This is a genomic window from Nocardiopsis oceani (assembly GCF_054777395.1).
The window spans coordinates 47,684-71,040 of the sequence record NZ_BAAHAR010000048.1 but is presented as its reverse complement, the minus strand read 5'-3'; the positions used below and the strand labels follow the sequence as shown (position 1 = coordinate 71,040).

The window sequence follows — 23,357 nt, the reverse complement described above, 5'->3', positions numbered from 1 at the left end:
CGCTCCTATGTAGCGACCGCGGCCAAGCACGGCATCGGTATGTTCGACGCCCTGGTCCACCTGGCCGAGGGCCGGTGCTGGATGCCCGAAACCGTCTGATCCTTCTCCGGGACACCTGAACAGTCACAACTGATCGAGCTTTATCCCGAAGCAACCAGGGAGTTCAAGAGCTTCTTCGCGGACTCGCTGGGGCGTGCTCGCATCGTTTGGAGCTGGTCGCAGAGTTCCTGGTATGTGCGCTGGACCGCGTCCGAGCGACCCATGGCTGCGTGGGCTTTCATGAGTTCCAGATAGACGGCCTCGTTGAGGTCGTCGGACCTACGCGCTCGCTCCAGCCAGATGATGGCTTCTTCCTGGTCGTCAGTGGCCTTGGCCAGGCTGACGAAGCAGTCCGCTGCGCGACGGCGGTAGTACTGGCGTTTCTCTTCAATCCAGGGGAAGTCAGCTTCCGTGAGCAGGACAGCCCGGTATTCGGCCGCGGCGGAACGCAACGCACGGTGGCGCTCGCCCTCTTCTTTGGTTGCTGCCACGGCTCCCAGGGCCGCATCGAAGCGCCATACGTCGACATCAACAACCTCCATGGCCAGCTGGTAGCGGCCGGATCGGACGTCGATGATCTCCGCTTCGGCGTCGTTCAGTGATTCCCGCACGGTGCCCCGAGCACTCGAGCAGGCGGTGTTGCGTAGCTGCCTGGCCTGGCGCTCGGTCACCTCGGGGAACAGCGCGTCGGTGAGGGCTTCCGTCCCCACACCTTCAGGATGGAGAGCGAGGTAGGCGATGACCCGTCGTGCCGAGGAGCGCATCGCTGAACCGATGTCCGTGCCTTGGTAGGTGATCTTCGGTTGTGGTGCGAACAACTGCACGCTGATCTTGTTCGGGTCCTCGGCTGCCGGTGCGGGCTCCGGGGTTGGGGATATTGCATGCTCGGCGGCAGACTCCCGACTACCGGGCTCGTCCGGGGGTGGCGGTTTCTCCTCGGTGGGACCGAATTGGGCGGCGAAGGTGTCCTGGTCGATGTGCAGCAGGCGAAGGTCTTCGTGGGTGCTGCGGGTGCCGTCGGCAGCGATGGACTCGGCCCGGTCGAAGGACTCACAGCCCACCGAAGGGAAGGCTTCCTCTTCATCGAGCACCAGAACCAGAATGCTGTCGTCCTTGTTCGTGGCGAGCGAGGCCAGTCGGTCACTCACCAGGGCGTTCGCGGGTGCCTCCACAAGGAGCAGGGCGCAGTTCGGAGCATCGCGACGGGCTCCGGTGATGTAGGCCAGTTCCGCTTCGGTGATCGCGGAAGCCGTGTCCGCGCACTGGGTCAGTCCTTCAGCGCGGGGCCGTTCGGGAGCTCCGGCTCTGGTGAGCAGGTTCCGGGTGGTGATGACCCGGACGTCTGGTTCGGCCAGGGCGCGGCCGATGATCGAGGCGCACACCCCGACGGCGTGCTTACCGGTGATCCCCAATCCGTCGCAGGCGTTGACGCTCAGGGTGTCGGCGATGCGGACGCGTCCGTCCGGGGTGACCAGTGGACCGTCACTGTCACGCGTGACGGCCAGCGGGGTCCCGACCTCGGGCTCGGAAGTCCCTGCGTCTGCGGGTTCGTCGGCTTCGGGTTCGGTCTTCGGAAGTGCTTTCCTGTGGCGCCGTCCAGGGGCTGTCAGCCTGCCCGCGACCATCCCTGCGGCTCCTCCTGCCACTGCTCCGGCGAGGAGTGCTCCTCCGGAGAATCCGCTGTCCTGTTGGTCGGCGGTCAGGTCGTGGTCAGCCTCCGCGTGGTCGCTGTCAGCCGGAGCCTCTGGCTCGGGCTGCTGCTTGGTGGAGAGGGTGTAGGAGATCTCGGCTCGGCGGTCGGCTGAGGGGCCGAGTTCGGGGTGGTTGCGGGGCTGTTCGGAACCGGCTCCGGCAGCGGTGATGTCCCATCCTTCGCCGAGGTGTTCGGCGAGGTGTGTGGCGACTTCCTCGGCGCGGTGGTGGGACAGGCTCTTGTTGTACTCGGGGTCTCCGACAGTGTCGGCGTGCCCGGTCACGACCACCGGCTCGTTCGGGTCGCCGAAGAGTTGGAGCAGCTCGATGGTGGGTGTGAGCTCTTCGGCCATCTCGGGGGTGAGCTGTGCGGCGTCGAAGCCGAACCCGCTCAGGATGCGGGTGCGCTCCAGAACCGGCGGGGACTGCGCGGTGTCAGCCTCTTGTGGGCCTTCGGTGAGCTCGGTGTCAGCCGCTGCCACCGCGGCCGCAGCCGGGGTGGACACTGCGGCTGAAGTGCCTAGCGCGCCGGTCAGGACCAGGCGCAGTAGGGCGATGCGGGGCAGGTGCCCTCTGAACAGGGCGACCGTGTCGACCGCCACCAGCACCGTGAACAGTCCCCAGAGAGCCCAGAGCGCGGTGAGCACCAAGGTGTGGCCGACTGTGGGTGGCAGGGTGAGGCTGAGCAGGGACAGCCGGACGTAATCCCAGGTGAGGTCCTCGCTGAGCGGCCAACCATGCCTTGCCAGCAGGATCGGTGGGCCGATCAGTAGTAGCGCGGTGGCCCCGATGCCCAGGACCGCTCTCATCGGTTGGTGCATGCGTCCCCCTTGTTCCTCACGGTGTGTGGGCCAGGGCCGATGCCCTCGCCGCGATGTCGGTGTCGCCGAGTGGGGCCAGGAGGGTCGGGCTGTAGGAGCTGGTGAGGGTGACCGTGACGGTGTCGGTGTCTACATGGACGAGTGCTCTGGTTCCGCCGTTGCGGGCGTGCCGCTGCGCGGCTGCTCGGGCTGAGGGTTGGTTGAGCGCGAGCTGTCCGTCTCGGAGGTGTTCGGCGTCGAGTTCCTGGGCGCCTGCTCGGGCGGCCTCGTGGGCGAGGGTGGTCAGCTGGGACTTGGTCCTGAGCATCTGGGCGCCGTCGTAGACCAGGCCGAGGCAGGCGATGAGGGCGGCGGCGATACCGAGGACGAAGGCGGTGGCGTGTCCGGAGTCGCTGTTGGGCGGGGGCATCAGCGGGCCTCTTCCCGGTGGGTGTCCATCACGGAGGTGGCGGTACCGGTGACCTGCCGCGTCGGGTCGAGCCCGAGTGCGCCGAATTCGCTCCGTTCGCTGGTGCAGGTGACGGCGGCCCGGAACGAGGCCTTGGCCCCTGTACCTGTTCGGTCGAGGGTGACGCGCGGGTTCTGGCAAGCGCTCCCCCATCCGCCGACGCTCTCGGCCACGGCCTGCTCGGCCGCGTTCTGGGCGTGGTGCAAGTCCTGGTGCACGGAGGCCGCGCGTGCTGCGGAGTGTGCCAGGGAGTCCACGGCCAAGGCGGCGGCGAAGTTCCTGCCGACGAAGGCGATCAGTAGCAGGAAGGCCAGCAGGAGCGGGGCCACCAGGATGAGTTCGGCTGAGGCCCCGCCCTTGTCGCGTTGCGTTGCTGAGTTCCCCGCCATCAGCGGGCCTCGGTGGGCGGCTGCTCGATCGGTCCGCTCAGTGAAGCGCTCACGGTCGGGGTGAAGCCGGGGATCAAGCTGATGGATACGGCCTCCACTCGGGCGTGCGCTGTACCGTCGCGCCGTTCGACGTGGACCCGCAGATCTTCGAGAACCCTGCCACCCAGACCCTCGGCGAACGCTTCGCCCCGCATCCGCCCCTCTCTAGCGCTGCCCTCGAACACACGGCCCGCTGCCAGTGCCTCTGCGGCCGCAGCCTGAGCCCGGTGCTGGGCGTGTGCCCACAGTCCGTACTGGACCAGGCCGATGAGCATGGCGAACAACAGGGGGAGCGCGACGAGCATGTCCGCTGACCCCCGGTCGTCCCGAAGCTCCTCCTGCTTCACAGGTCGATGCCCAGGTCGATGGACTGGGCCGCGTCCACCAGGAGCGGGACGATGATGGCGCCGACCGCGGTGGCTGCGCCGATGGCGATGGCCAGGGTCAGTACGTATTCGGTGATGCTGGCGCCCCGGTCGTCCCGGGCCTTATCCGACCGGTCCCCCAGCGCGAGACTGGTCAGTGCTCGGTAGGCCTTTCCCATGTGCAGCGTCCTTTCGGTGGTGTCGTGGTTCAGAATCCGGAGGTCACGTGGGCCACGGCCGGGATGCCCATGAGCAGGAGCACTCCGAGGACCAGGAGTAGAACCGGCAGGCTCATCCGTTCAGTGGCGGCTCCGGCTTCGGCTTCCAGGGCGGAGAGTTGGTGGGTGCGCAGGCTCTTGGCCTTGGCGGTGACCGAGGCGCGGACCCGGGCGCCGTCGGTTCCAGCCAGGCGGATGGAGGCGGCGAGTTCGTCGAGCTCGGGGACGCCGGTGCGTTGGGCGAGGTCGCTGAGTGCGTCCCAGGGCGGGCGGGTGCGCAGGTGTGCTTCGTTCAGGCTGCGCCGTACCTGGGTGAAGGCGGGGCCGGTTCCCTGGCGGGTCGCGGCGGTGAGTGCTCCGGAGGCTCCGGCGCCTCCGGCCAGGGCGACGCCGACCAGGTCGGCGATGGCCGAGGTGACCGTGCGCAGTTCGGCGCGGCGGCGCTCTGCCCGGTGGCGCAGCACCAGGTCCGGGGTGATCAGGAACAGGGCCAGTGAGCTCAGGGCTAGGAGCAGGGCGATGCCCGGTGAGAGTCCCGAGGCGTCGGGGACGGACGCGCCGACCACGCAGGCGAAGGCTGCGGCTCCTCCGAGGGCGGCGAGGATCTTCTCCCGGAGGTAGGAGTCAGTGTCGCGGTCGCAGACGGCCAGGTCCTGTCGGCATCGTGACGTGGGCCAACCGAGGTGGCCGAGCAGGGCTCCGCTGGTCTGGGTGAGCTGCTCCTTCCACCCTTGGTGTTGCCGTTGGGCAGGGTCTTCGTCAGCGGGTGGGGGCAGCAGCTCGTGGAGGCCGGGTTTGCGCGCGGTCGCCAGGAGCGCCCACAGTCCGACGCTGGTGACGGCACCGGCGAGGGTCGCGAGGAACACGTTCATACCGCGGCCTCCCCGGGCTGGGGTTTGAGCAGCCGCACCTGGCGTGGCGGATTGGACAGCCGCACCAGCCACCACAGGGCCCCAGCCCACAGAGCTCCCACCAGGGCGAGTGTCACCTGGCCCAGGGCGGTACCCAAGGGCGCGAAGAAGGCGCCGTTGAACACGCCCATGCCGACCACCATGACCAGGGAGGCGCCAATGATGATCCGTACCGAGGTGCGGGTCTGGGCGCGGGCGTCGGAGGTGCGGTTGAGCATGGAGGCACGATCGCGGGCGGCCTCGGCCAGGTTGCCGAGCAGGGGACCCAGGTCGGCGGCGTGCCGGTGGCTGGCCATGGACAGTGCCACGACCACGAGGTCGGCCGTTTCGTTGTCGACCCGGTGGGCGAAGTCGGCCAATGCTTGGCGCAGCTCCGTGCCTTCGGTGAGGTCGCGGGCGAGCAACTCCACGTCGGGGCGGATCGGTGCGGGGGCGATGGGCAGGGAGGCGCCGACGGCCTGGCGCAGGCCCGAGGCAGCGGAGATGAGGTCGCGCAGCTGTTCGGTCCAGCCCGCGACCGCTTCGATCTTGGCGACCTCGGCTTTGGCTGCCTGGTTCGGCGCCAGAACCGCGGGAAGCCACCAAGCAGCGCAGCCTGCCAGGACGGCGGCGACCGGCCAGCCGGTGACGGCCCAGGTGAGGACACCGACCGTGCCCACCATCGCGGACCTGAACAGCATCTGGCGCGGAACCCGTGCTCGGCCCTTCAGGCGTTCGGCGGATGTTCGCCAGAACGGGGCCAGCAGGACCAGGCCCAGGCCGAAAGCCGCACCACCCGCGCCCGCCAACACCACCGTGGTCATCGCATGCCCCCGAACAGGACCGCCGGGTCGAACCCGACCCGTTCGAGTTTGGTCACGTACTGCGGACTGAGCCCGGTGATGAAGCCTTCCTCCGGTGAGTAGATCTCGTTGGTCACCACTCGGGGGCCTTCTGACCCGACCACCTCGCGGATGCTCGCGACCCTGCGCACGCCGTCGGTACCGGTGTCGATGTGGACGGCCAAGTGCACGGCAGAGCCGATGAGGATCGCGCTCTCTTCCAGCGACAGGCGTTCGCGGGCTTGGGCGGCGTAGGTCGCGAGCTTGGTCATGATCTGCGCCGAGGAGGAGGCGTGCACGGTGGCCATGGAGCCGTCGGTGCCCATGCTCATCGCGTGGAGCAGGGCGACGGTCTCCTGTCCCCGGGTCTCGCCGACGATGACGCGCTCCGGTGACATCCGCAGGGCCTGGCGGACCAGGTCGGCGAGGCTGATCTCCCCGGCTCCCTCGGTGTTGGCGGGCCTGCCCTGCAGGGCCAGGCATTCGAGCCCGTCGTCGGTGTCCAGGCCCAGTTCGAAGGCGTCCTCGATGGAGACGATGAACTCCGAGGAGGGCACGCACTGGGCCAGGGCTCGGAGCAACGTGGTCTTCCCTGATCCGGTGGCACCGCCGATGATCAGGTTCAACCGGGCTCGAACGGCTGCTGTGAGCAGGGCGCGCACGGGCTTGGTGAGCATGCCGGAGCGGACGAGTTCGGTCAGGGTCAGTGCGCGTTCGGGGTGGCGGCGGATGACCACGGCCGGGCGCCGGGACACCCCCATCACCGCGGACAGCCGCACCCCTTCGGCCAGTTCCATGGACAGCAGCGGGGCGGACAGGTCGAAGCGGCGCTCGCCTCCCGGAGCCTGTCCTGCCAGCCTCTGCACCAGGGCGATCAGCTCGTCATCGGAGGTGGCGACGGGTGGTCGCTCCTCTTGCCGCCCGTCGCCGAAGTCGACCTTCACTCGGGTGCCGACGATGCGGATGTCGCGGATCCCGGGTTCGGCGAGCAAGGATTCCAGCGGTCCCAGTCCGCACACCCGCGCCAGGGCCCTGGCGTGTACCCACTGCTCTTCCTGCTGGGTCAGGGCTCGCGCCTGCCCGGTGAGCGCTCGGCAGGCGTAGTCCTCCAACAGCGCGGTCAGCACCGCGTCAGCCTGGGTGCGGCGCTGGACTGCGTCACCGGCGGTGTTATCGGCTGACGCGCGGCTGACCAGTTCGTCCGTGGCCCGGTCCGCCAAGTGCTGGGCGAGCTCTTCCACGTGTTCGGAAACGTGCACCACACTCATGCCGCTCGAGCCCCCCGCAAGTAGGAGCGGACGGTGGCCGTGTCGGTCACCTGGTCGTCGATGTGGTCGGCCATCCGGCGCGCTGTGGCCAGCAAGGGCATCCATTCGACGGCTTCGGGGTCTTGGCGGGTATACGACCAGGCCGAGAGGTGTTCGCGCCAGGTTCGCGGGTCGGCGCCTTCGCCGCGCAGAAAGGCCGCACCGGTCGTGTCATCGGGGACCACCCCCCAGACCGGGTAGCCGGTCGCGTCCTCGATCTGGGACTCGGGGAAGCGGCTCACCTGCACGGCAAGCCCTACCTGAACACCTTGGTCGGCGAGGGCGTCGAGGACGTCGCGGCATCGAGCGACCCGGTGGATCTGGGCGGCGTCCCTCCCGGAGACAGCCAGGACCACGGCGTCGGCCACGGTCAGCAGGTGTGCCCCAGCGGTTCCGGGCATGACCCGGCCCACGTCCAGCACAGCCAGTCCTCCGGCCAGGACCTGCGGACGCTGGGCGAGCGCAGTGACCACGGCGGCGGCCTCGTGCGCGGTGGGAGGTGCCACCAGCACTCGAAGGCCGCCCGGCAGCTCGGTCGCGTGCCGGAGCAGGGGGCGCGTGTCCCCGCTGTCCTCGCTGACAGCGGCCAATCCTGCTGCGGTGCGGGTGGACGCGGCGAGTGCGACCGCCCCCGGCCGACCGTTGAGGCGGTGCCACGCGGCGAGGTCCCCGCCGCTGACGTCGGTCTCCACCATGACCGGGACGGTCAAGGGCCCGGTGGGCCATACCGCCGTCAACGCTGTGGCCAGCGTGGTGACCCCCGGTGCTCCTGACAACGAACACACCGCGACGATCATCTTCTCCCCCGTTGTTCTCGTGGTTCTACTGTTCGGCCATCAGCACCAGGCGCAGGTCTTCGACCGCGACGGCCCGCGCGAGTGCCTGCGCATCGTCGGCGTCGACCAGCAGCTCGATCACCCGCGTGCCGCTGAGTTCGCCCTCCTGGCCCAGCGAGTGCAACCGGACAGCGAGCGGATCGCTGTCCTCGGCGAAGACGAGCAGCGGTGCGCCCTCGCTGGCGGAGTCGGGCAGCACCCCGGGCTGGGTCTCCAAGGAAACGACCGCGGTACCGGACCCGGGCCAGGCCGCGTCGTCGGCGAGCATGGAGGACGTCACCACCGCGCCGGCGGGAATCGGTACCGCGGTGTGGCTGCCGACCACCTCGTCCGGGTGCACGAGATCCAGGTCTTCGACCCCGTGGGCGTGCACCACGCGCACGTCGGATTCGGTGAGCGCCTCACCCGAGGCCAGTTCGGCGGAGGCCACCAGGAGAGGGACCGATGGCTCCTCATACGCTGCGGCCCAGGCGGCGACGACTGCGCCGAGCAGGGTGACGGTCACCCCGGCCAAGGGCTTCTTCCACCTGCGACGGCGGTCCGGGGAAAGGCGGGAGCGAACTGAACTCTTCCGATCGGCTTTGTCCGGATTGAGAACGGTGGGTGTCATGTCGCCCTTCGAGGGTTGGAGGGTGTGTCAGCTTTCGTTGACGAGCGCGTGGACCTCGGTCACCCGCACCGAGGTGGTCGCGCTGGTCGTCAGGTCGTCCAGGGATCCGCCGCCAGCGGCAGTGGTCGACCAGCGCACGGACCAGACCACATCCACCGAGACGGGGAAGCGGCCACCCGGCTCCCCCTTGGAGGCGCGGGTGTAGGTGTGGCCGCAGTCCGGCGAGGAATCGTCGGCATCGTGGGAGTCCGGAGCGAAGACGGTTCCGGGACCTGCGCAGTCCACAACGGTCCCGTCGCCCATGTCCCACCGGGCTGTGGTGGGTGTAGCTATGACGGTCACCGAGCCCGCGGACACCGAGGCTGTAGCGCTCACCGGTTCCCAAGAGTCCGCGTCCACCCAGAGCCACAGGGGGAAACGGATCACCGTCGGGGTGCCGGGCGCCGGCGATGAGCCCGGTGTGGGGGAAGGCAGCGCCATCTCCGCTCGGGCTTGCTCAGCGACCGTTCGCGGATCGACTACGGGGGTTTCGGTGGGCCCAGATGGCGACAAGGTCCCGACCGAACAACTCTGCACCGCGGAGTTCGCGCGATCGGCTTCCCGCCGCTGGCTGCACCCCGAACGGGCTGTCACCACACCTGTCGAGCCCTCATCCGGCCTGACGGAGGAGCGACCGGATCCTTGCTCGGCGGCCGATGAACGTTCTACACCAGCACTCACCGAACAACCGGCGGTACCGGTTTGACCGCACTCTGCTGCGCCGTTGAACCTCAAGGAGTTGTCTGAGGGCGCAGCGAACGCCAGTAAGGGCAGCAGCGCACTTCCGGCCAGGGCCGTGCTCAGCACTCGCCCTCACCCCAGATCCGCATCTCGACGACCCACCAGTCGAAGAGATCGTGCCGAACGGTGGCCGTCACCAGAATGTCGCCTTCGTCCACTGGGTCATCTCCCGACATCCGCCATTCCTGCGACGCTTGGCAGTCCTCGATCGCGACTTCCACCGGCTGCCCGTCAGGCCCCTCGGAGGTAGCAACCACCTCGGGATCCATGACGGGTTCACCCTCCATCCCCCGCCCTGAGTCGCGCACAGCCTCCAAGCCGTGCCGGGCCAACTCCAAGGCCTGCCCCGCAGCGTGCTCCTCCAGCTCAGGGGCGTCCGGGTCGGGTGCGACGGCGGCGGCCACGATGGCGTCCCAGAACTGCTGGTAAACGTCGACAGCCTCCTCTTCAGAGGTCACGACTGTCTCCGTTTCCGCTGCTTGAGGCGAGGATCGCACCACCGGTTCGGTGTCCGGGGCTTCGTCCTCAGAGCACCCCGCGATGAGCACCGAAGCCAGTACAGGCAGCACAAACCCACGACCCAACGAACAACTCCTTTGAGTGATCAAACCATCACCCCTAGCGACGCATGAGAACGTAGCCTGCCGATTACCCTCCGCACAAGGGACTTCTGGCACTCCGTCCAAGAAAAACTGTCGGACACCTCACGCGCTCACTGTGTCCAACTTTCCCAACTGCGAAAACACGGCAACCAGAGCGGATCCGCCGCGAAGTCGGACCTCACCCAGCGCAACGAAGCGGGCGGCACCCCACAGGTACCGCCCGCCCCTCTTCCTACTTCCCCGGTCTCACTGCCTGAGCATGTAGGGCCGCACCAGGGCACCCGCGACCTCGTCCGGGTCGGCCCACACCTGTATCGGCATCCTGTGTGTACACACCGGGGCCGGGGCCAGCTCCAGCCGCCTCGGCGCCGCCACCAGCGCAGCCCTCGGTTCGGTGCGCGTGGGTGCGCCGATCACCTGCGCGATACTCCAAGCCACCACCGAGGCGAACACCCACCACAGCCGCGAGGCCATCGATTCCCTGGGCCTGCGGTGCCTGCCACCGCTAGAGTTCTGCATAGTCTTCCTCCTGCTCAGTTCAGGGGGTTGATCAGCCCGGGCCGGTGGTACCAACACCGGCCCGGGCGCACTGCGTCCTTACAGGGGTGCGTGCGAAGAGTGTGCGCGCGGGTGTCGATGGCCCCTGTGCACCGGGACTGCGCTTCCCACCGCGACTACCTGCCCTCGCTACGCACCTTGCGCTCTTAGCTGGCCAGCTCCAGCCCGGTCTCGCCCAGGTCCGGATCGCGGTCCAGGCGGATGATCGCCCGCAAGTGCAAGGGCAGGCCCCGCCGCCCCTCCCACCACCAGTAATCGGCGATCCGGTCCACCAACCACAAGCCCCGGCCGCCGGGGTTCATCTCCCCCGGCTCCCGGTCCACCAACTGCGGAACCATCGCTGCCTGGCCCGCCCGGGGCCCCTGGTCGAGCACCCCGACCAGCACCGCCCGGTGGCCCAAGAGTTCCAGGGACAGCCCCATCCGCCCGTGCCGCTCCCCGGTCGCGGTGTGGCGCACCGCGTTGGTGGCCAGCTCGCTGACCACCAGCTCCACCCAGAACCCGCGCCCGCCCTGGAGTGGAGGCTGCCCCGCAATCCACTTGCGAGCCCGCGCCACATCAGCGCAGGTCCCGCCGGTATAGACCCATCGTGCGGACGACCGCCCCACCCCACCACCGGGCCGCCGAGGTCCAGGTATCCGATCACTACACATAACGCCCTCCATGAGACAAATTCGCTCTCGACGGCGACCCCGGACAGGCCGGAGGTTCTGCGAGGAGCCTCCCTCAGGGTCACCAGCTCAACACGCCTCGAGTCTCACACTCAAGCAATGTAGACGCAAGCACTTTAGACGAAATTTTCGTCCATCTATCTTTCGTTCGGTGGTTGTCCCTCTTCGGATGCGCCAAACTGGGGCGTACGAGCCCAGCAACCTAGAACCCCCGGGAGCACACCAGTGGCGCCAAGCGTCGGAATCGCGCGCAGAACTCTCTCGCGGGTCATGCGCGAAGCACGCCTTGCCGCAGAGGTACGGGCTGGGGACGCTGCCGTCCAAGTGGGTGTCTCAGCCGGAACGCTCAGCAAGTACGAGAAGAGCGAGCACCCCTGGCCGCCCGCCGTCGTCTATGCCCTGAGCGACATGTACAAGCTCCGCGAGGAAGATCGAAACAAGCTTGTAGACCTGGCCCGGCAGCGGGAACCGGGGTGGTGGCAGACCAGCACAGTACCGAGCTGGTTCGCCCCATACCTCGGAGCAGAATCCGAAGCCGCCGAACTGGACAACTACGAGGACGCTCTGGTCCCCGGCCTGTGTCAGACCTTCGACTACGCGAGTGCGCTTGTCAGCGCGGTGACGGAGGACGACACCGACCGTACTGACGGCCGGGCAGCTGCCCGAGTGCACCGACAGAAACGTCTGACCGGAGAGAATCCACTTCGTTTCTCAGTGGTATTCAACGAGTCCGCGCTCCACCGGGTGGTCGGCGGCACAGAGGTCATGCGGGAACAGCTCGTCCATCTCCTAGAGATGATGAACCTGCCCAATCTGGACCTCCGCTGTGTACCTTTCACCGCCGGGGCACATGTTGCGACCGAGGGAAACTTCGTTCTTCTCCGCTTCCCGGACCTCATCGAGGGGGTCCGTTCCGGCGACGCGGTCTACATCGAGTATGCAATCGGTGGCATGTTCCTGGAGCAGCAGACCGAGACCTCCTACTACCAGGGCCTGTTTCGCAAAGTTCAGGAAGCAGCACTGGATCAGCAAGAGACCCGGACTCTGGTCCAGCAGCTACTGGACGAAAAATACAAGTAGAAGAAGGTGACCGTGGAGAACGCATGGAAGAACTGGCGTAAGTCCAGTTACAGCGGAGGGCACGGCGGCCAGTGTGTTGAGGTCGCAAACCGAAGCAGAGAAGTGGCGATGCGCGATACGCAGCACCGCAGAAAGGGACACCTTTCTTTCCGCAGCACTGAATGGATTAACCTCTTGCACACTCTTCAGAGCTAATGCACGCGGACGACGGATACATTTCTCGACACCTTTTCCCGCTACTGGGACGCGGTCGAGTGGGACGCTTTGGAGCTCGGCGCCCGGGCCGGAGAACTCCGTGGCGCCCACCCCAGGCCACGCTCGTCAGCTGACGGACAGACACCTGTCAGCCCGCTAACCAACCCCCACAGCGGGCTGGCCGTTCTCCAGGTAGACCGTCGTCCCCTCCGCACGAGCAGCAACAGCGTAAGTGATCCGGCGAGCGAGCCGGTCGATAGTGGCCTCAGCAAGCGAGTCCACACCGTGGAACCCGTAACCGGTCAGCTCTGCCGGATCCAGACTGATCTGGTCCAGCCACTCCCCGTCCAGAACCCCGCCGTCGAAGACGAACAACGCCTTGTCGCCCTCGGCGGGGTTGGGCGCCCAGTCGACGGCGAGGAGTCGGCCGATCGGCGGGGTGATACCGAGCTCCTCCTTGACCTCCCTGACCGCGGCCTGGCTCGGGCTCTCACCGTGCTCGATGTAGCCACCGGGAATCTCCAGGTAATCCTTGTAGGAGGGGACCACCAGCATCACCCGCCCCTCCCGGTCGAAGAACAGCACACCCGCCGCGACGCGAGGGCGGGCAAAGGATTCGGTGGGATCAGAGGCCATGGCCCGACACTAACGGCCCAACATCAGGAGGTCCCCATCCGGTGCGCCAGAGCGACCACTCTCCGGTCCCTTCGACCGGCCTCCGAACGCAGCATCCGGGCCACGATCTGCTGGCTCATCATGTGGCGGTGGACGTGGGAGGCGGACAGCCCCTCCGCCTCCAGCATGCGGTCAGCGGCCCCAGGAACATCGTTGACCGCGACCAGAGCCTGCGCGAGCTCGAAGAGGTGACGGACCCTTCTCTCCACCGGCAGGCGAGCAGTGTCGATCCCCCTGCCCAACGCGAGAACCGTATGCGGATGATCGAGGCTTCCGGCTACGGTCACACGGTGAAGGGCCACATTGGTCGGGCCGAAGGCCGTCCACATGTGGTTGGCATCCCGAGCTAGGCGTTCAGCGGACTTCTGTGCCTCATCCAGATAGTCGTTGGCGGTGGCACGGTCACCACTGCGGGCGGCGGCCACCGCTCCGGGCAGCAGGAGAGTCCCGTAGACGGACAGCATGCGCGGGTCATGGGATCGGCTCTTCCCCCTGTGGCGCAGGTAAGTAGCCGCGTCGGCTGTCATAGCCAGGGCCGTCTGGTGCTGTCCGCAGGAGTGCAAGGCGTGCACGCTCGACCTCAACAAAGCCCCTTGGACAGCCAGGTCCTCACAGACCATGGCGGCATTCAGACCGCGCTCCGCCGCTATCCACGCCAGTTCCGTCTCACCGAGCTTGGTGAGCACCATGGCGCAGGCCTGGGCCGACAAGGCGAAAAGGGCTTCAGCGGACCGGCGCTTCTGTCCTGAACAGGAGGTCAGTGCTGCCCTGGTTCGCTCCAGAAGGGCGGGAAGCAGTCGCAGAACCTGCCGATAGTCGGACGCCTGGTAAGCGGCCATGGCCGCGTCCACCTCGCGGCGCAGCGAAACCAGCTGGGGAGCGTCCTCATCGCGTGCTGGAGTCGGAAATCCGGGAAAGCTATGGCGGTAGTCCAGGAGGACCGCCCGCACCGCCTCAACCTCACGGCCCTGGTCCCCATTGCTCCGCTCTCCCGTGGCATCAGGCATGAGATCGGTGGTCGTCAGTGATGGGCCCTGGGGTTCTCGGTCCAGGGGTGCGCCGAGTCCGCGGAGGGCCTCGACCGCCTTTCGGCGATCCGTCAGCCCACGACCGGCCTCCGCGCGGTTGATCGTGCTCTGAGCCACCCCGCACATGCGGGCCAGGGCTTCCTGCGACAGGGGTTCCGCTAGGTGCCTCAGAAACCGGATCACCGCTTGAGCGTCCCGTTCGCGCACCGCGGCGACCACCTCCGGGGCAAGCCACACCCAGGCTGGTACGCACTCGCAGGCGGCGCGGGTCCCGTCACGTGAGCGTCCGCAGTTGCCGCAGCGCATCGGGAGCCCTTTCGTCACCTGGGGGTGCAACGAGAAGTCTCCAGAGTAGCCGCGTATCCGCTTCACGCCGTGGGCTTTTCGTAAGCCCACGGACCCGAGCAACTCCTGGGCTGGCATGTTCAGTCCGTCTCCAGAACGGCCTCCTTGGCCGCATGGGCCAGCACACTCTGTGTAGCGGAGGTCAGGCCCATCCGGTTCCAGTGGAAGATCACGTGGTAGCAGACCAGGGCGCGCAGCCCTCGTTCAAGATTCCCTGAACGCCAGGACGTCCACAGGTCCTCGCCCGCAGAACGGAATTCCTGCGCCCATGCGCTGACGTGTTCCGCGGGGCCGCCGGACCCGAACATGCTCCCCTCGCGAACCGTGTCGGCGAGGAGGAGCACCCGAACGGTTCCGGCCAGTTCGCGCAGCCGCTCGGTGGACACACCCTCCGGCAGCGGGCGTTCTCGACAGACCCGGTCCCAGACATCGGCCTGTTCGAACCATTCCAGCCCGGCAGCGCGCATGAGCGTGACGCACAGGAGGATGGAGAGCTCCCGGCGCCCCAAGGCCCCGCGTTCACGGGAGACGTGCTCGAGAACGGACCGGCTGTCAGCGGGGAAGAGCCGGTGGGCGATTTCCATGCCCACCGGCCCTCCGAAGGCGGGCACCTCGGGTTCGTAGATCCCGGTCGTCCACGTGCGCAGGTGACCGCCTCGGGTGAGTTCCTCCAAGGTGCGGCCCACGGCTGCTCTCGTAGCCGTGGAGTCGGCCCGCAGGCGAATGCGCCAGCAGGGGTACTTGCGGATGAACCACCACTCGGCACCGCTGTCGTCCAGCGACGGGACAAGGCGCTGAGCGGCGGTCTGGTCTGCGTCCTCCCAGGCGGTGAACTCGACGTTGGCCTGCCACCAGCCGGACTGTTCGGCCAGGGCCTGCTGTCCTGCCCGGTGGTACACCTCCACTGCCGCTTCCAAGTCCGCCGGGGTCATCCCGGACCGCTCGGCCGCCCGCCTGAGGTCGGCGCCACGCAGTGCCTCGAGCACGGCTCGGTGTACGGCGGCGTGACCACGGGGTGCTTGCTGTTGGGCGGCAGGCCGGGGCGGAGAGGGTTTCAGTCGATCAGCAGGCATGAGTCCCACCTCGATCGCGGGCGTCGGTCGGTCTGCACGGTCATCAGGGCCAGGGCGGTGCCCGCGCCCCCTTCCAGGAACCCGGCGTCGTCGACGGCAGCATGTGCGTGCCGCCTCAACTGCCGGGCCAGGTTCGGCAGGTGGGAGACCAGCGCTGGAGTAACCGCGTCCTGGGCGGCGCGCCAGGTGGTCTGGTACAGGCCAGCCCAGCCGTGGCACAGGCTGGTGTCAGTGATTCGGCCCAGCTGGACGGAGTCGGACAGGCAGCGGCTCAAGGCATCCTCGAAAGCGCTCTGACGTGCCGGATCCCCGGTGGCGATGGCGGCGAGTTGTCCGGCTCGGGCGATGCCGGGGGTTCCGTAGCACCAGGAAGGGCGGCCCGGGCCCTGCTGGTGCGGGATCCCTGAGTCGAGGGTGTCCGCGGTGAGGTGTTCGGGCCACCAGGGTCCGTACTCGGTGTCCTGACGCCAGGTGTCCAGGTGGGTACCGATGGTGGCGATGGCTTCGTGGTGACCGTCCACGGTGGCGCCGCGTCGGGCGGCCTGGCTCAGGAGTGCCAGGACTCCGGTGATGCCGTGTGCGGTACCGAGGTTGGCGTGCCCACCGGGGAAGTGGGCGGAGTGGCCTCGGTGGGGGTCATGTGAGACCCACCAGCCCGGAAGGGCACGTCCGTCCACGGTCTGAGGCCGTGTGAGCGCGACCAGGTAGGTCAGGACCCGTTCCAGGGCGTCACTGCGTGCGTCGTAGGCCAGCAGGTGGGCGCCGAGTCCGGTGAGACCGTAGAAGGTGTCGTACTCGGCGAAGGTCGCCAGGTCGCCGCGGTGGATGCGTTCCATGGCCGATTCCGCTCGCCGGTGGGCGAGCTCGCGCACGTGTGTGCGTAGGGCCTCGCGAGGTTCTCGGTAGCGGCCGTCTCCCCGCGCGGCCGCTTCCAGGGTGAACGCGATCGCGGGTGCTCCGAGGTAGAGGCCGGCGGTGTCGGCGGCGCTGACGGGGTGGGCCGTAGCGGTACGGATCCACCGATGGGCCTGCTGCCAGCTCCCCAACCCCGTGTGAGCGCGCTCCACGTGCAGCAGGGCGGTCCCGGCGGCTCCCTGGGCAAGGGACTGTCCCTGCCAGGGTTCCTCCGCAGGTACGGGGGTGGCCAGGTTCGCGGCGAAGTGGTCTGCGAGGGCGCCCGGGGAGTCGTGGGGCGCTGCTGTAACCAGGGGGGTCATCGCGGGCTCCGTGCCCGCTGGGCCAGGGCCAGGCTGCGCGCGGTGCGGATCGTGGCGGCTTCCTGGTCGGGGCTGACTCCGAGGGTGCGCACGTGGTGGAGGTGGAGTAGGGAGCGGAGCACGGCTTCCGGGGCTCGCTGGGTTGCGAGGTGCTCGCGGTAACGGGCCAGGGCCAGTGCACGCTCGTCCCAGGCCCGGGCGAGGATCCGGCCGCCCGGGTCCGAGCCGGGGATATGTGTCTGATCAACCAGTTCCATGGCTTGGCGGCGGTGGGTTCGATCGACGGGCCCGGGGGTGTGCTGCAGAGCGATCAGCCAATTGCGTCCTTCCCGCGGGGTGGAGGCGAAGTCGCTGGCCAGTCGGAGCATGCTGGCTGCGGCCAGGGCCGCGGAGGGGAGGCCGAACGTGCGAGTCGACCGGATCTGTGCCAGGGCGGCGGTGGTGTCCGCGGCGAAGACGGTCTGTGCCGCGTCCATGGCGGGTCCGTGTCCGTAGCGGCCGGTCTGGGATGTGGCGGTGGTCAGCGAAAGGTGCCCGAGCAGTCGCTGCTCTCGGAGCCCTTGGGCCCAGGTGTGCAGCCTGTTCACGGTCCCGGTGCCGGTGTCGGTCGGGGTGAGCAGGTGGATCCGCAGGTAGGGGTCGGAGTCGGGGTGCAGCAGGTCGCGGTGGCGGGTGAACCACCACCGGGACTCCTCAGGCAGGGCTTCGACCAGCTCCGGAAGGTGGTCGGTGAGGATCTCGTCGAACCGGTCCGGGTGAGCGAACAGGTCGACGGTGAGGACTCCGCTACCGGGGAGCTGGGGTACGGGGCGGGCAGCCGGCTTCGCGATGAACGGAGGCGTTGGGGTCTCCTCGCGGCGGTGCAGGGCGAAGACGAGTTCGTGTGGCCGTCCGGGCCACGAAGCTCCCTGTGGTGTCAGGTCTTCGCGCAGCTCTAGGTGGCCGTGGTGGGTGCGGCGCTGTTGCAGGAATTGCCGGTGGACCCGGTCGTCCAAATCCAGCGGGAGGCGTCGGTCCTGCTCGACCAGGACCACCCGCTCCGGGACCCGCCAGCGTTTGCACCAAGCGAGGAGTGCCCTGTCCCATTCCCCCTTGTCGACGGTTCGAAGGTCGGGGAGGCGCCACCGGGCCGGCGCCAGGACGGTGTTCCGGTAGCGGACACGAGGCAGGTAGGTGAGCCGGCTGGCGGCTCCGAAGTCGAAGGCACCGTAGAGGGCGTGGCGGGCGGTGGTGATCTCGGACAGGAACCGGGCCAGCGGAGGGGTCTGCGTTCCGGTCTCCAGGGCATGCGCGGTCTGGAGGTGCAGGCGTTGGCCTGTGGAGATGCGCAGCAGATAGAGGTGCTCGGCATCGGCGGTGACGCCCAGGTCGGCCGGATCGATCACGCCAGCATCGGAGCCCGGGTGCTGGGCCAAAGGCACCACGTGGGGCAGGAAGCGGGGAGTCCGGGTGATGTTGTCGTTGCGCCGTTTGCGGGGTGGGAAGGTCAGCTGTGCAGTGAGCACGTCCGGATCCGGATGGGTGTAGCTGTCAGCGACGAGCTGCTGTTCGTGCTCGGGCAACAGGTGGGCGAAGCGCCCCAGCAGGCTGCTGCCCGGGCGCGGGAGGCCGCCGACTTCGAGGGTGAAGTCGCCCTCGGCCAGGGCTCGTGCGGTGGGGGTGTGCAGGCGTACGCACATCTCGACCTGCGGAGGAAGGGTGGTCCTCTCCCCTACTGCTGGTCCCAGGCGGGCGATGAGGTCCTCGTCCAGAATGATCTCCCCGCTGCCCTGCACCGTGGCGTGCTGGACCAGGTCCAGGAGGAGGGCGTCGCGATCGGTGCTCAAGCGGGGTGAGCGTTTGCGGGCGGCACCGAGGTATCCAGCAGGCCAGCCCAGTCCGCTGTCTGCGACCAGCTCCAGCACCGGGACCACCGCACCTGGGCCGTAACTGCTGCGGAAGCGGTGGTGGTAGTCGCGCCAGTGCGGAGCTCCGAAGGGGTTGGGGGTGGCTCGGATAAGCGCATCGGCTGCTTTTTCGACGGCTCTCGGCACAGCCGGAGGAACCTGGAGGTGAGCATCCAGTCCCGTGTCAGCGATCACGGGAGTCGGGGTGACGTCGGTGAAGGAGCGCATCTGTACGGCCACTGGGGCGAGAGTCGGCCAGGAAGTGCTGGGCAGGGGGCCGGTCAGTTCCTTGTGTGCCGTGCGCAGGAAGTCGACCAGGTGGGCGATCTCTTCGATGTCGTGGGCGCCGACTCGGTCGAGTTCCCGACAGAGCTGGCTTAGAGCATCGGTGTGGGTCATGGGCGCCCACAGGCTGGTGTGCAGCAGGTGGCGGTCGATGAGTTGGTCCAGCAGTCCGGTGATGCGTTCGGGCCCTGCGGTGGGGAAGCCCGTGTTCAGGTGTTCGTGCAGACAGCTGTGGCGGATGGGGGTCCGTGCGGTGTCCAGTGCGTGGGCCACCGGTGCGCTGTAGCGGACGGAGACCTCGATGGGTGCGGCGAGGGGGGTGTGTCCGTCCGCGGACTGGCCCGGCACCACCAGTCGACCGCCGCGCACGTGGCCGGTGTTGTTGGCAACGACGTCCAGCCGTTCCACGAGAGCGGGGAACCGGTGGAGGTGGCCGATGATGTCGGCGACCCATTCGGCGTCGGCTCGCGCGACCATCCGGTGGTCGTCGCCCCACCGAACCGCAGGGACCTCGCCGACCGTGGCCGGTGCGACGCCGGCGAACAGACCGAACGGGGTGGGTCGCCGCCAGCGCAGGACGTAGGCCACCACGGAAAGGACCGTCGACCGAACTCGTTTGGGCCCAGTGACATCACCGGCCAGGACCTTGTCGATCTGAGTGCGCAGACCGGGGTTGGCCTGGTCTACAGCGTTGCGCACCTCAGTCCGCTCCCAGACGCGGGCAAGCCAACCTGTGGCCGAGGTGGAGTCCGGACCGTCGAACAGGTCCGTGGGGATGTCCAAGCCAGCGGGTGAAGTGCTCGCCCGCAGCAGGACCGGGCCCCGCCATCGGTAGGCGGGTGGCCTACCGGCCATCGTGTCCTCCCTCCGTGTCGTTGATGAGCCCAGAGTGCAGACGGCGGGTGCGCGGGCAGGGTCCCGTCACACCCGCCGTCTCCGGGCACGGGTCAGAGCGGGTCGCCGACGTAGCTGTTGCAGGCCGAGGCGGTGCCCTGGCAGGTGTTGCCGCACCCGTCGTTGGTGTTGCAGGTCAGCTTGCCGTTGGGGTGGGACGTCACCACGACCCGCACGTCCAGCGAGAACTCATCGTCCAGCACCGGGGACGGTGGCTCGGCCAGAGCCGTACCGCCGCTGGGGGAAGTCATCATGTGGATCACTCTCCTTCGTTTTCAGGGGGTGGAACCTGCCCCGAAGCGCCGTTGGACGGCTCGGGCCAGGAGAACGTCAGGCGGGTGTGCCGCTTGGTGACCACCAGCTCGTCGGGAAGTTCGCCGACAGGCGTCGAAGCCGGGTAGACGTCGATGCGGGGCCCCGGGCCGTGACGCTGACCGTGCGCCCATTCACGGATCCGCGCCGCGGCCTGCTCAGCGAGGGCCTGTGCAGTTGGCCCGAAGGCGTGCACCCCGTACTCCACGGATGCGTTGTCGCAGGTACGGCGTGTGACCAGGTAGGCGAAGTCGCCGCCGTCGACCGCGGCCATCGAGAAGCGGTGGTTGTCGGGCGCGACCAGGCCGGTGTCCAGGTCCGGGTCGAGGGCCATGGTGCAAAAGCCCGGCAATGTGGTCGCCAGATACAGCTGCAGACCGCCGATCAGCTCCCGAAGCGCGACCGTGGCCCCGGTCCACAGCTCGACCCTCGGCGTGCGCACCGCGTTGTCCAACAGGTGCGGGTCAGCGGGCACCTCGTCGTCGAAGCGCAGGGCGATCTCCTCGGTGCCGTTGACCAGTACCAAGGTCTCCCGGTGCTCCTCCTCGCCCTGTATGGGCACGAACCCGCACATCAGGACCGAGGTGGACGTCAGGTAGTCACCAGCCCTGACGAAGCCGATGGAGCGAGTCAGATTGCGCATCCGCAGCGGTACCACCAGCCGGCCGCCCTCGACCAACTGCTCGACCCACGCGCGCGGAATGTCCCAGGCCCCGGCCGTGACGATGACGGCGTCGAAGGGCGCGTGCTCGGCCAGCCCGTGCGCGGCGTCAGCGGTCACCACCCCCACCTGCGGGTAACCGTTGTCCTGGAGCAGCGCCCGGGCGCGGCCGCTGATCTGCGGGTCGATGTCGACGGTGGTGACCTCGCCGGAGGGGCCGACCAGTTCGGCGATCAGGGCGGCGTTGTAGCCTCCGCTGCCGATCTCCAGTACCCGGTGCCCGGGCTCGAGCTGGGCCTGTTGGAGCATCATCGCCTGAACCTGCGGGGCCGAGACCGAGCTGGTGGCCACGCCGTGCTCGTCGTGTTTGGTGACCACCGCGGTGAAGGGGTCGTAGGCCTCCTCCAGGCTGGCCTCGGGCGCGAAGCGGTGGCGCTGGACCGACCTCAACGCCAATTCCACCCCGGGTGCAAGGCTCTCGCCGCCCAGGGCCCCGGGTTCGCTGAGGGCGTCCACCATGGCGGTGCGTAGCTCGTCCGGAGACTTGACCGTCTCTCCGGTCGCGTCTGTTGTCACTGGGCCTCTCCCCGTTGGTTACTCGGCGAGAGCAGTTTCCCGTGGCAGCGTCCGCAGACCTATGCGCACGCGCATAATCTCCGTGTTCGATGTATGCGCAGTGTTCGATTCAGTGGGTTTCAACTGCGAATATCGATACATCCCGCGGTGGAGAACAAGTGCGGTGACGCGAGGGACAGCGGGAGTGGAACCCCCACATGCGACGAGGCGACGGGCGCGAGGTCTCGCAAGAAGGCGCACGTCACGCGCCAGCGCCGCACAGCCGTTAGTCCGTGCCTCCGGTGACCTGCTCCGCCACCGCGCTGAGTGCCTGCTGCCAAGGGAAGCTGTCGAAGACATCCCCGCCCTGCCCCGGGGGATGAGGCACGAACTCCCCCTCCCCCAACAGCACCCGGACCCCCTCCTCACGCAGGGAAGCAATACTGCGCCGGAACGGGAGTCGTTGAGCGTAGGCCGAGTTCACGAACGGCAGGACGACCAACGGGAGCCCGAGCCCGATCCCCTCGTTGAGGACGTCCAGGGCGTAGTTGTCAGCGGTGCCGTTGGCGAGCTTGTTGATCGTGTTGAAGCTCGCGGGGGCGACGATGACCGCGTCCGCCTTCGGGGAGCGCGGCATGCCCGGAGCCCGGTACTGGCTGCGTACCGGTCGGCCCGTGAGTTCCTTGACGGAACGAGGATCGAAGAAGTCCAGGGCAGTGGGGGTGGCGATCGCCTGGACTTTCCATCCCTGTTCCAGAGCTGGAGTGATGAGCCTGTCCACCTGCTCAGCCGGTCCAGCCGCGCAGACGACGACATAGAGGGTCTTGGGCTCGCTCACCAGGCAACACCCACGCGATCAGCCATGCTGGTGAGATCCCGCTTGAGGTGACCGGTGGAGCGTGCGCGCAGCTCTCGGATGAGTGAGTGGACCATCGGGCGTTCAGCCACTTCCTCCGGTGCCAGGTTCTCGGCGGCCATCAGGGCGGTGTGAGCCTGGCGTAGCTTGCCCCACTGCGTGAACGCCCGGGCCGTGTCCACGTGCAGGACCACCTTCCGTTCGGTCAACGCGACGTGTGACGGGTCGATGCCGCGCGCCTGGTGAATGGCCTGACCCGCATCGCCCAACTCCACCGCTGTGCTCACCCGGTGCAGGAGCACGTTGGTAGGGCCGAAAGCGGTCCATCGGTGGTTGTGGTCTCCGCCGAGCCGATTCGCAGTCTCCTGTGCTTCGTCCAAGAGGGACAGCGACTGGTCACGGCCCTCGTGCTTGGCTGCGGCGACGGCTCCGCTCAGCAGGAGAGAGCCGTACACCGACCGTGCGGCCGGAGCCGAGGACGCCTCGGCGCGTTCGACACCCTCTGCGGAGGCCACGGCGAGATCAGCGGCGGCCCGGTAGCGGCGTTCGCGCATGAATGCGCGCACGTACACCCTGCTACTGGAGCCGATCAGCACTGGATTCCGCGTGGCTTGCGCCGCCCTGAAGCTCCGGTCGGCGGCCAACCAGGCCAGCCCTCGTTCGTCGCACTTGAGCAACACACTCGCGCTGACGTGGTAAGTGGTTCGTACCGGGTCTGATGGAGGCTCTCAATCCTGGGAAGGATGAGAGACCTGGCAGCACCGAGGAAGTACCCCGATGAGCTGCGTGAACGCGCAACCAGGATGACCCTGGAAGCCCGCCGAGACCCAGCCACACGCGACGGGGCCATCGCCCGCACCGCCGACCAGCTCGGCATCAACCGCGAGACCCTGCGCAACTGGGTCAGCCAGGCCGAGATCGACACTGGAGACAGGCCCGGCACCACACGAATCGCAAAACGACTTGCGTCTTTGGAGCATCAGCAACTTCACGTTAATCGTTGCCGGGGAATATGTGTCCTGGTCGGTGGTCGTTGGTGGCCACCAGTCACTGACCGGGGCAGCGGCCCACCCTTTTTGCTACATCATGGCGGTTGAGCGCCAGACCCCCCGCTCCCGAGAGAAGTAAGGCCTGCTTCTCGGCCCACTCGTGCTCGGCAACGGCATTCCGGAGGGATCCATCCCTGGG

26 protein-coding genes and 1 pseudogene are annotated in these 23,357 nt (G+C 68.1%); 3 read left to right on the top strand and 24 right to left on the bottom strand.

Annotated elements, in window-relative coordinates; translation table 11 throughout:
- Positions 1-140: 140 nt before the first annotated feature.
- From ACYVDG_RS26165 to ACYVDG_RS26100, 14 genes are all read right to left on the bottom strand, one after another.
- Positions 141-2,552, bottom strand: a complete 2,412-nt coding sequence (locus ACYVDG_RS26165; protein WP_460759109.1) for an OmpA family protein — start codon at positions 2,550-2,552, stop codon at positions 141-143.
- 16 nt (positions 2,553-2,568) lie between these two features.
- The gene (locus ACYVDG_RS26160) at positions 2,569-2,961 is read right to left on the bottom strand and encodes a pilus assembly protein TadG-related protein (protein WP_460759105.1); all 393 of its coding nucleotides are present in this window, start codon (positions 2,959-2,961) and stop codon (positions 2,569-2,571) included.
- Positions 2,961-3,389: a TadE/TadG family type IV pilus assembly protein gene (locus tag ACYVDG_RS26155; protein WP_460759101.1), complete on the bottom strand. Its 429-nt coding sequence runs from the start codon at positions 3,387-3,389 to the stop codon at positions 2,961-2,963. The genes ACYVDG_RS26160 and ACYVDG_RS26155 overlap by 1 nt, the downstream gene beginning before the upstream one ends.
- Positions 3,389-3,775: a TadE/TadG family type IV pilus assembly protein gene (locus tag ACYVDG_RS26150; protein ID WP_460759096.1), complete on the bottom strand. Its 387-nt coding sequence runs from the start codon at positions 3,773-3,775 to the stop codon at positions 3,389-3,391. The genes ACYVDG_RS26155 and ACYVDG_RS26150 overlap by 1 nt, the downstream gene beginning before the upstream one ends.
- Positions 3,772-3,972 carry a hypothetical protein gene (locus ACYVDG_RS26145; RefSeq protein ID WP_460759092.1) on the bottom strand — a complete coding sequence of 67 codons (201 nt, stop codon included), beginning with the start codon at positions 3,970-3,972 and terminating at the stop codon, positions 3,772-3,774. The genes ACYVDG_RS26150 and ACYVDG_RS26145 overlap by 4 nt, the downstream gene beginning before the upstream one ends.
- Before the next feature lie 29 nt (positions 3,973-4,001).
- The gene (locus tag ACYVDG_RS26140; protein ID WP_460759087.1) at positions 4,002-4,883 is read right to left on the bottom strand and encodes a type II secretion system F family protein; all 882 of its coding nucleotides are present in this window, start codon (positions 4,881-4,883) and stop codon (positions 4,002-4,004) included.
- A complete protein-coding gene (locus ACYVDG_RS26135) occupies positions 4,880-5,725 on the bottom strand; it encodes a type II secretion system F family protein (RefSeq protein WP_460759083.1) in 846 nt (281 codons plus the stop codon). Before ACYVDG_RS26135 ends, ACYVDG_RS26140 begins: the two co-directional genes overlap by 4 nt.
- Positions 5,722-7,011: a CpaF family protein gene (locus ACYVDG_RS26130; RefSeq protein WP_460759079.1), complete on the bottom strand. Its 1,290-nt coding sequence runs from the start codon at positions 7,009-7,011 to the stop codon at positions 5,722-5,724. The genes ACYVDG_RS26135 and ACYVDG_RS26130 overlap by 4 nt, the downstream gene beginning before the upstream one ends.
- Positions 7,008-7,745 carry a hypothetical protein gene (locus ACYVDG_RS26125; protein WP_460759076.1) on the bottom strand — a complete coding sequence of 246 codons (738 nt, stop codon included), beginning with the start codon at positions 7,743-7,745 and terminating at the stop codon, positions 7,008-7,010. The genes ACYVDG_RS26130 and ACYVDG_RS26125 overlap by 4 nt, the downstream gene beginning before the upstream one ends.
- 127 nt (positions 7,746-7,872) lie before the next feature.
- Positions 7,873-8,391, bottom strand: coding sequence for an SAF domain-containing protein (locus ACYVDG_RS26120; RefSeq protein ID WP_460759125.1), 519 nt, complete (start codon positions 8,389-8,391; stop codon positions 7,873-7,875).
- Positions 8,392-8,523: 132 nt separating this feature from the next.
- Positions 8,524-8,871 carry a hypothetical protein gene (locus tag ACYVDG_RS26115; RefSeq protein WP_460759073.1) on the bottom strand — a complete coding sequence of 116 codons (348 nt, stop codon included), beginning with the start codon at positions 8,869-8,871 and terminating at the stop codon, positions 8,524-8,526.
- Positions 8,872-9,335: 464 nt separating this feature from the next.
- Complete coding sequence (locus ACYVDG_RS26110) at positions 9,336-9,734, bottom strand: hypothetical protein (protein ID WP_460759068.1); 399 nt, start codon at positions 9,732-9,734, stop codon at positions 9,336-9,338.
- A 390-nt stretch (positions 9,735-10,124) separates the two neighbouring features.
- Complete coding sequence (locus ACYVDG_RS26105) at positions 10,125-10,397, bottom strand: hypothetical protein (protein ID WP_460759065.1); 273 nt, start codon at positions 10,395-10,397, stop codon at positions 10,125-10,127.
- 185 nt (positions 10,398-10,582) lie between these two features.
- The gene (locus tag ACYVDG_RS26100; protein WP_460759062.1) at positions 10,583-10,921 is read right to left on the bottom strand and encodes an ATP-binding protein; all 339 of its coding nucleotides are present in this window, start codon (positions 10,919-10,921) and stop codon (positions 10,583-10,585) included.
- Between the two features lie 456 nt (positions 10,922-11,377).
- Here ACYVDG_RS26100 and ACYVDG_RS26095 point away from each other — a divergent pair, with 456 nt between their 5' ends.
- The gene (locus ACYVDG_RS26095) at positions 11,378-12,187 is read left to right on the top strand and encodes a helix-turn-helix domain-containing protein (protein WP_460759059.1); all 810 of its coding nucleotides are present in this window, start codon (positions 11,378-11,380) and stop codon (positions 12,185-12,187) included.
- 6 nt (positions 12,188-12,193) lie between these two features.
- On the top strand, positions 12,194-12,382 hold the full coding sequence (locus tag ACYVDG_RS26090) for a DUF397 domain-containing protein (protein WP_460759054.1): 189 nt from the start codon (positions 12,194-12,196) through the stop codon (positions 12,380-12,382).
- A 156-nt stretch (positions 12,383-12,538) separates the two neighbouring features.
- Here ACYVDG_RS26090 and ACYVDG_RS26085 read toward each other — a convergent pair whose 3' ends face one another.
- The 10 genes and pseudogenes from ACYVDG_RS26085 to ACYVDG_RS26040 all read right to left on the bottom strand — a co-directional run bounded on the left by ACYVDG_RS26085 (position 12,539) and on the right by ACYVDG_RS26040 (position 22,735).
- The gene (locus tag ACYVDG_RS26085) at positions 12,539-13,018 is read right to left on the bottom strand and encodes an NUDIX domain-containing protein (protein WP_460759050.1); all 480 of its coding nucleotides are present in this window, start codon (positions 13,016-13,018) and stop codon (positions 12,539-12,541) included.
- Between the two features lie 23 nt (positions 13,019-13,041).
- Positions 13,042-14,064 carry a hypothetical protein gene (locus tag ACYVDG_RS26080; protein WP_460759129.1) on the bottom strand — a complete coding sequence of 341 codons (1,023 nt, stop codon included), beginning with the start codon at positions 14,062-14,064 and terminating at the stop codon, positions 13,042-13,044.
- A gap of 51 nt (positions 14,065-14,115) precedes the next feature.
- Positions 14,116-14,391: pseudogene (locus ACYVDG_RS26075) on the bottom strand (helix-turn-helix domain-containing protein); the annotation flags it as partial.
- A gap of 119 nt (positions 14,392-14,510) precedes the next feature.
- Entirely contained in the window at positions 14,511-15,416 is a 906-nt protein-coding gene (locus ACYVDG_RS26070; protein ID WP_460759045.1) for a thiopeptide-type bacteriocin biosynthesis protein, read from the bottom strand.
- A gap of 68 nt (positions 15,417-15,484) precedes the next feature.
- Positions 15,485-16,720 (bottom strand): lanthionine synthetase C family protein, encoded by a 1,236-nt coding sequence (locus ACYVDG_RS26065; protein WP_460759041.1) that lies wholly within the window; start codon positions 16,718-16,720, stop codon positions 15,485-15,487.
- On the bottom strand, positions 16,717-19,746 hold the full coding sequence (locus ACYVDG_RS26060) for a lantibiotic dehydratase (RefSeq protein ID WP_460759036.1): 3,030 nt from the start codon (positions 19,744-19,746) through the stop codon (positions 16,717-16,719). Before ACYVDG_RS26060 ends, ACYVDG_RS26065 begins: the two co-directional genes overlap by 4 nt.
- 92 nt (positions 19,747-19,838) lie before the next feature.
- Entirely contained in the window at positions 19,839-20,039 is a 201-nt protein-coding gene (locus ACYVDG_RS26055) for an FxLD family lanthipeptide (RefSeq protein WP_460759033.1), read from the bottom strand.
- A 5-nt stretch (positions 20,040-20,044) separates the two neighbouring features.
- Positions 20,045-21,334, bottom strand: coding sequence for a methyltransferase, FxLD system (gene fxlM / locus ACYVDG_RS26050; RefSeq protein ID WP_460759029.1), 1,290 nt, complete (start codon positions 21,332-21,334; stop codon positions 20,045-20,047).
- A gap of 265 nt (positions 21,335-21,599) precedes the next feature.
- Positions 21,600-22,154: a flavoprotein gene (locus ACYVDG_RS26045; RefSeq protein ID WP_460759119.1), complete on the bottom strand. Its 555-nt coding sequence runs from the start codon at positions 22,152-22,154 to the stop codon at positions 21,600-21,602.
- Positions 22,148-22,735: a hypothetical protein gene (locus tag ACYVDG_RS26040; protein ID WP_460759026.1), complete on the bottom strand. Its 588-nt coding sequence runs from the start codon at positions 22,733-22,735 to the stop codon at positions 22,148-22,150. Before ACYVDG_RS26040 ends, ACYVDG_RS26045 begins: the two co-directional genes overlap by 7 nt.
- A 177-nt stretch (positions 22,736-22,912) precedes the next feature.
- Here ACYVDG_RS26040 and ACYVDG_RS26035 point away from each other — a divergent pair, with 177 nt between their 5' ends.
- Positions 22,913-23,266, top strand: coding sequence for a transposase (locus tag ACYVDG_RS26035; protein WP_460759022.1), 354 nt, complete (start codon positions 22,913-22,915; stop codon positions 23,264-23,266).
- Positions 23,267-23,357: the final 91 nt, after the last annotated feature.

Excerpts from the sequence above, each read along its gene's own strand:
- ACYVDG_RS26165 (WP_460759109.1), bottom strand. The coding sequence starts at position 2,552 with ATGCACCAACCGATGAGAGCGGTCCTGGGCATCGGGGCCACCGCGCTA.
- ACYVDG_RS26160 (WP_460759105.1), bottom strand. The coding sequence starts at position 2,961 with ATGCCCCCGCCCAACAGCGACTCCGGACACGCCACCGCCTTCGTCCTC.
- ACYVDG_RS26155 (WP_460759101.1), bottom strand. The coding sequence starts at position 3,389 with ATGGCGGGGAACTCAGCAACGCAACGCGACAAGGGCGGGGCCTCAGCC.
- ACYVDG_RS26145 (WP_460759092.1), bottom strand. The coding sequence starts at position 3,972 with ATGGGAAAGGCCTACCGAGCACTGACCAGTCTCGCGCTGGGGGACCGG.
- ACYVDG_RS26140 (WP_460759087.1), bottom strand. The coding sequence starts at position 4,883 with ATGAACGTGTTCCTCGCGACCCTCGCCGGTGCCGTCACCAGCGTCGGA.
- ACYVDG_RS26135 (WP_460759083.1), bottom strand. The coding sequence starts at position 5,725 with ATGACCACGGTGGTGTTGGCGGGCGCGGGTGGTGCGGCTTTCGGCCTG.
- ACYVDG_RS26130 (WP_460759079.1), bottom strand. The coding sequence starts at position 7,011 with ATGAGTGTGGTGCACGTTTCCGAACACGTGGAAGAGCTCGCCCAGCAC.
- ACYVDG_RS26125 (WP_460759076.1), bottom strand. The coding sequence starts at position 7,745 with ATGGTGGAGACCGACGTCAGCGGCGGGGACCTCGCCGCGTGGCACCGC.
- ACYVDG_RS26105 (WP_460759065.1), bottom strand. The coding sequence starts at position 10,397 with ATGCAGAACTCTAGCGGTGGCAGGCACCGCAGGCCCAGGGAATCGATG.
- ACYVDG_RS26095 (WP_460759059.1), top strand. The coding sequence starts at position 11,378 with ATGCGCGAAGCACGCCTTGCCGCAGAGGTACGGGCTGGGGACGCTGCC.
- ACYVDG_RS26085 (WP_460759050.1), bottom strand. The coding sequence starts at position 13,018 with ATGGCCTCTGATCCCACCGAATCCTTTGCCCGCCCTCGCGTCGCGGCG.
- ACYVDG_RS26080 (WP_460759129.1), bottom strand. The coding sequence starts at position 14,064 with ATGCCTGATGCCACGGGAGAGCGGAGCAATGGGGACCAGGGCCGTGAG.
- ACYVDG_RS26065 (WP_460759041.1), bottom strand. The coding sequence starts at position 16,720 with ATGACCCCCCTGGTTACAGCAGCGCCCCACGACTCCCCGGGCGCCCTC.
- ACYVDG_RS26060 (WP_460759036.1), bottom strand. The coding sequence starts at position 19,746 with ATGGCCGGTAGGCCACCCGCCTACCGATGGCGGGGCCCGGTCCTGCTG.
- ACYVDG_RS26055 (WP_460759033.1), bottom strand. The coding sequence starts at position 20,039 with ATGATGACTTCCCCCAGCGGCGGTACGGCTCTGGCCGAGCCACCGTCC.
- ACYVDG_RS26035 (WP_460759022.1), top strand. The coding sequence starts at position 22,913 with ATGAGAGACCTGGCAGCACCGAGGAAGTACCCCGATGAGCTGCGTGAA.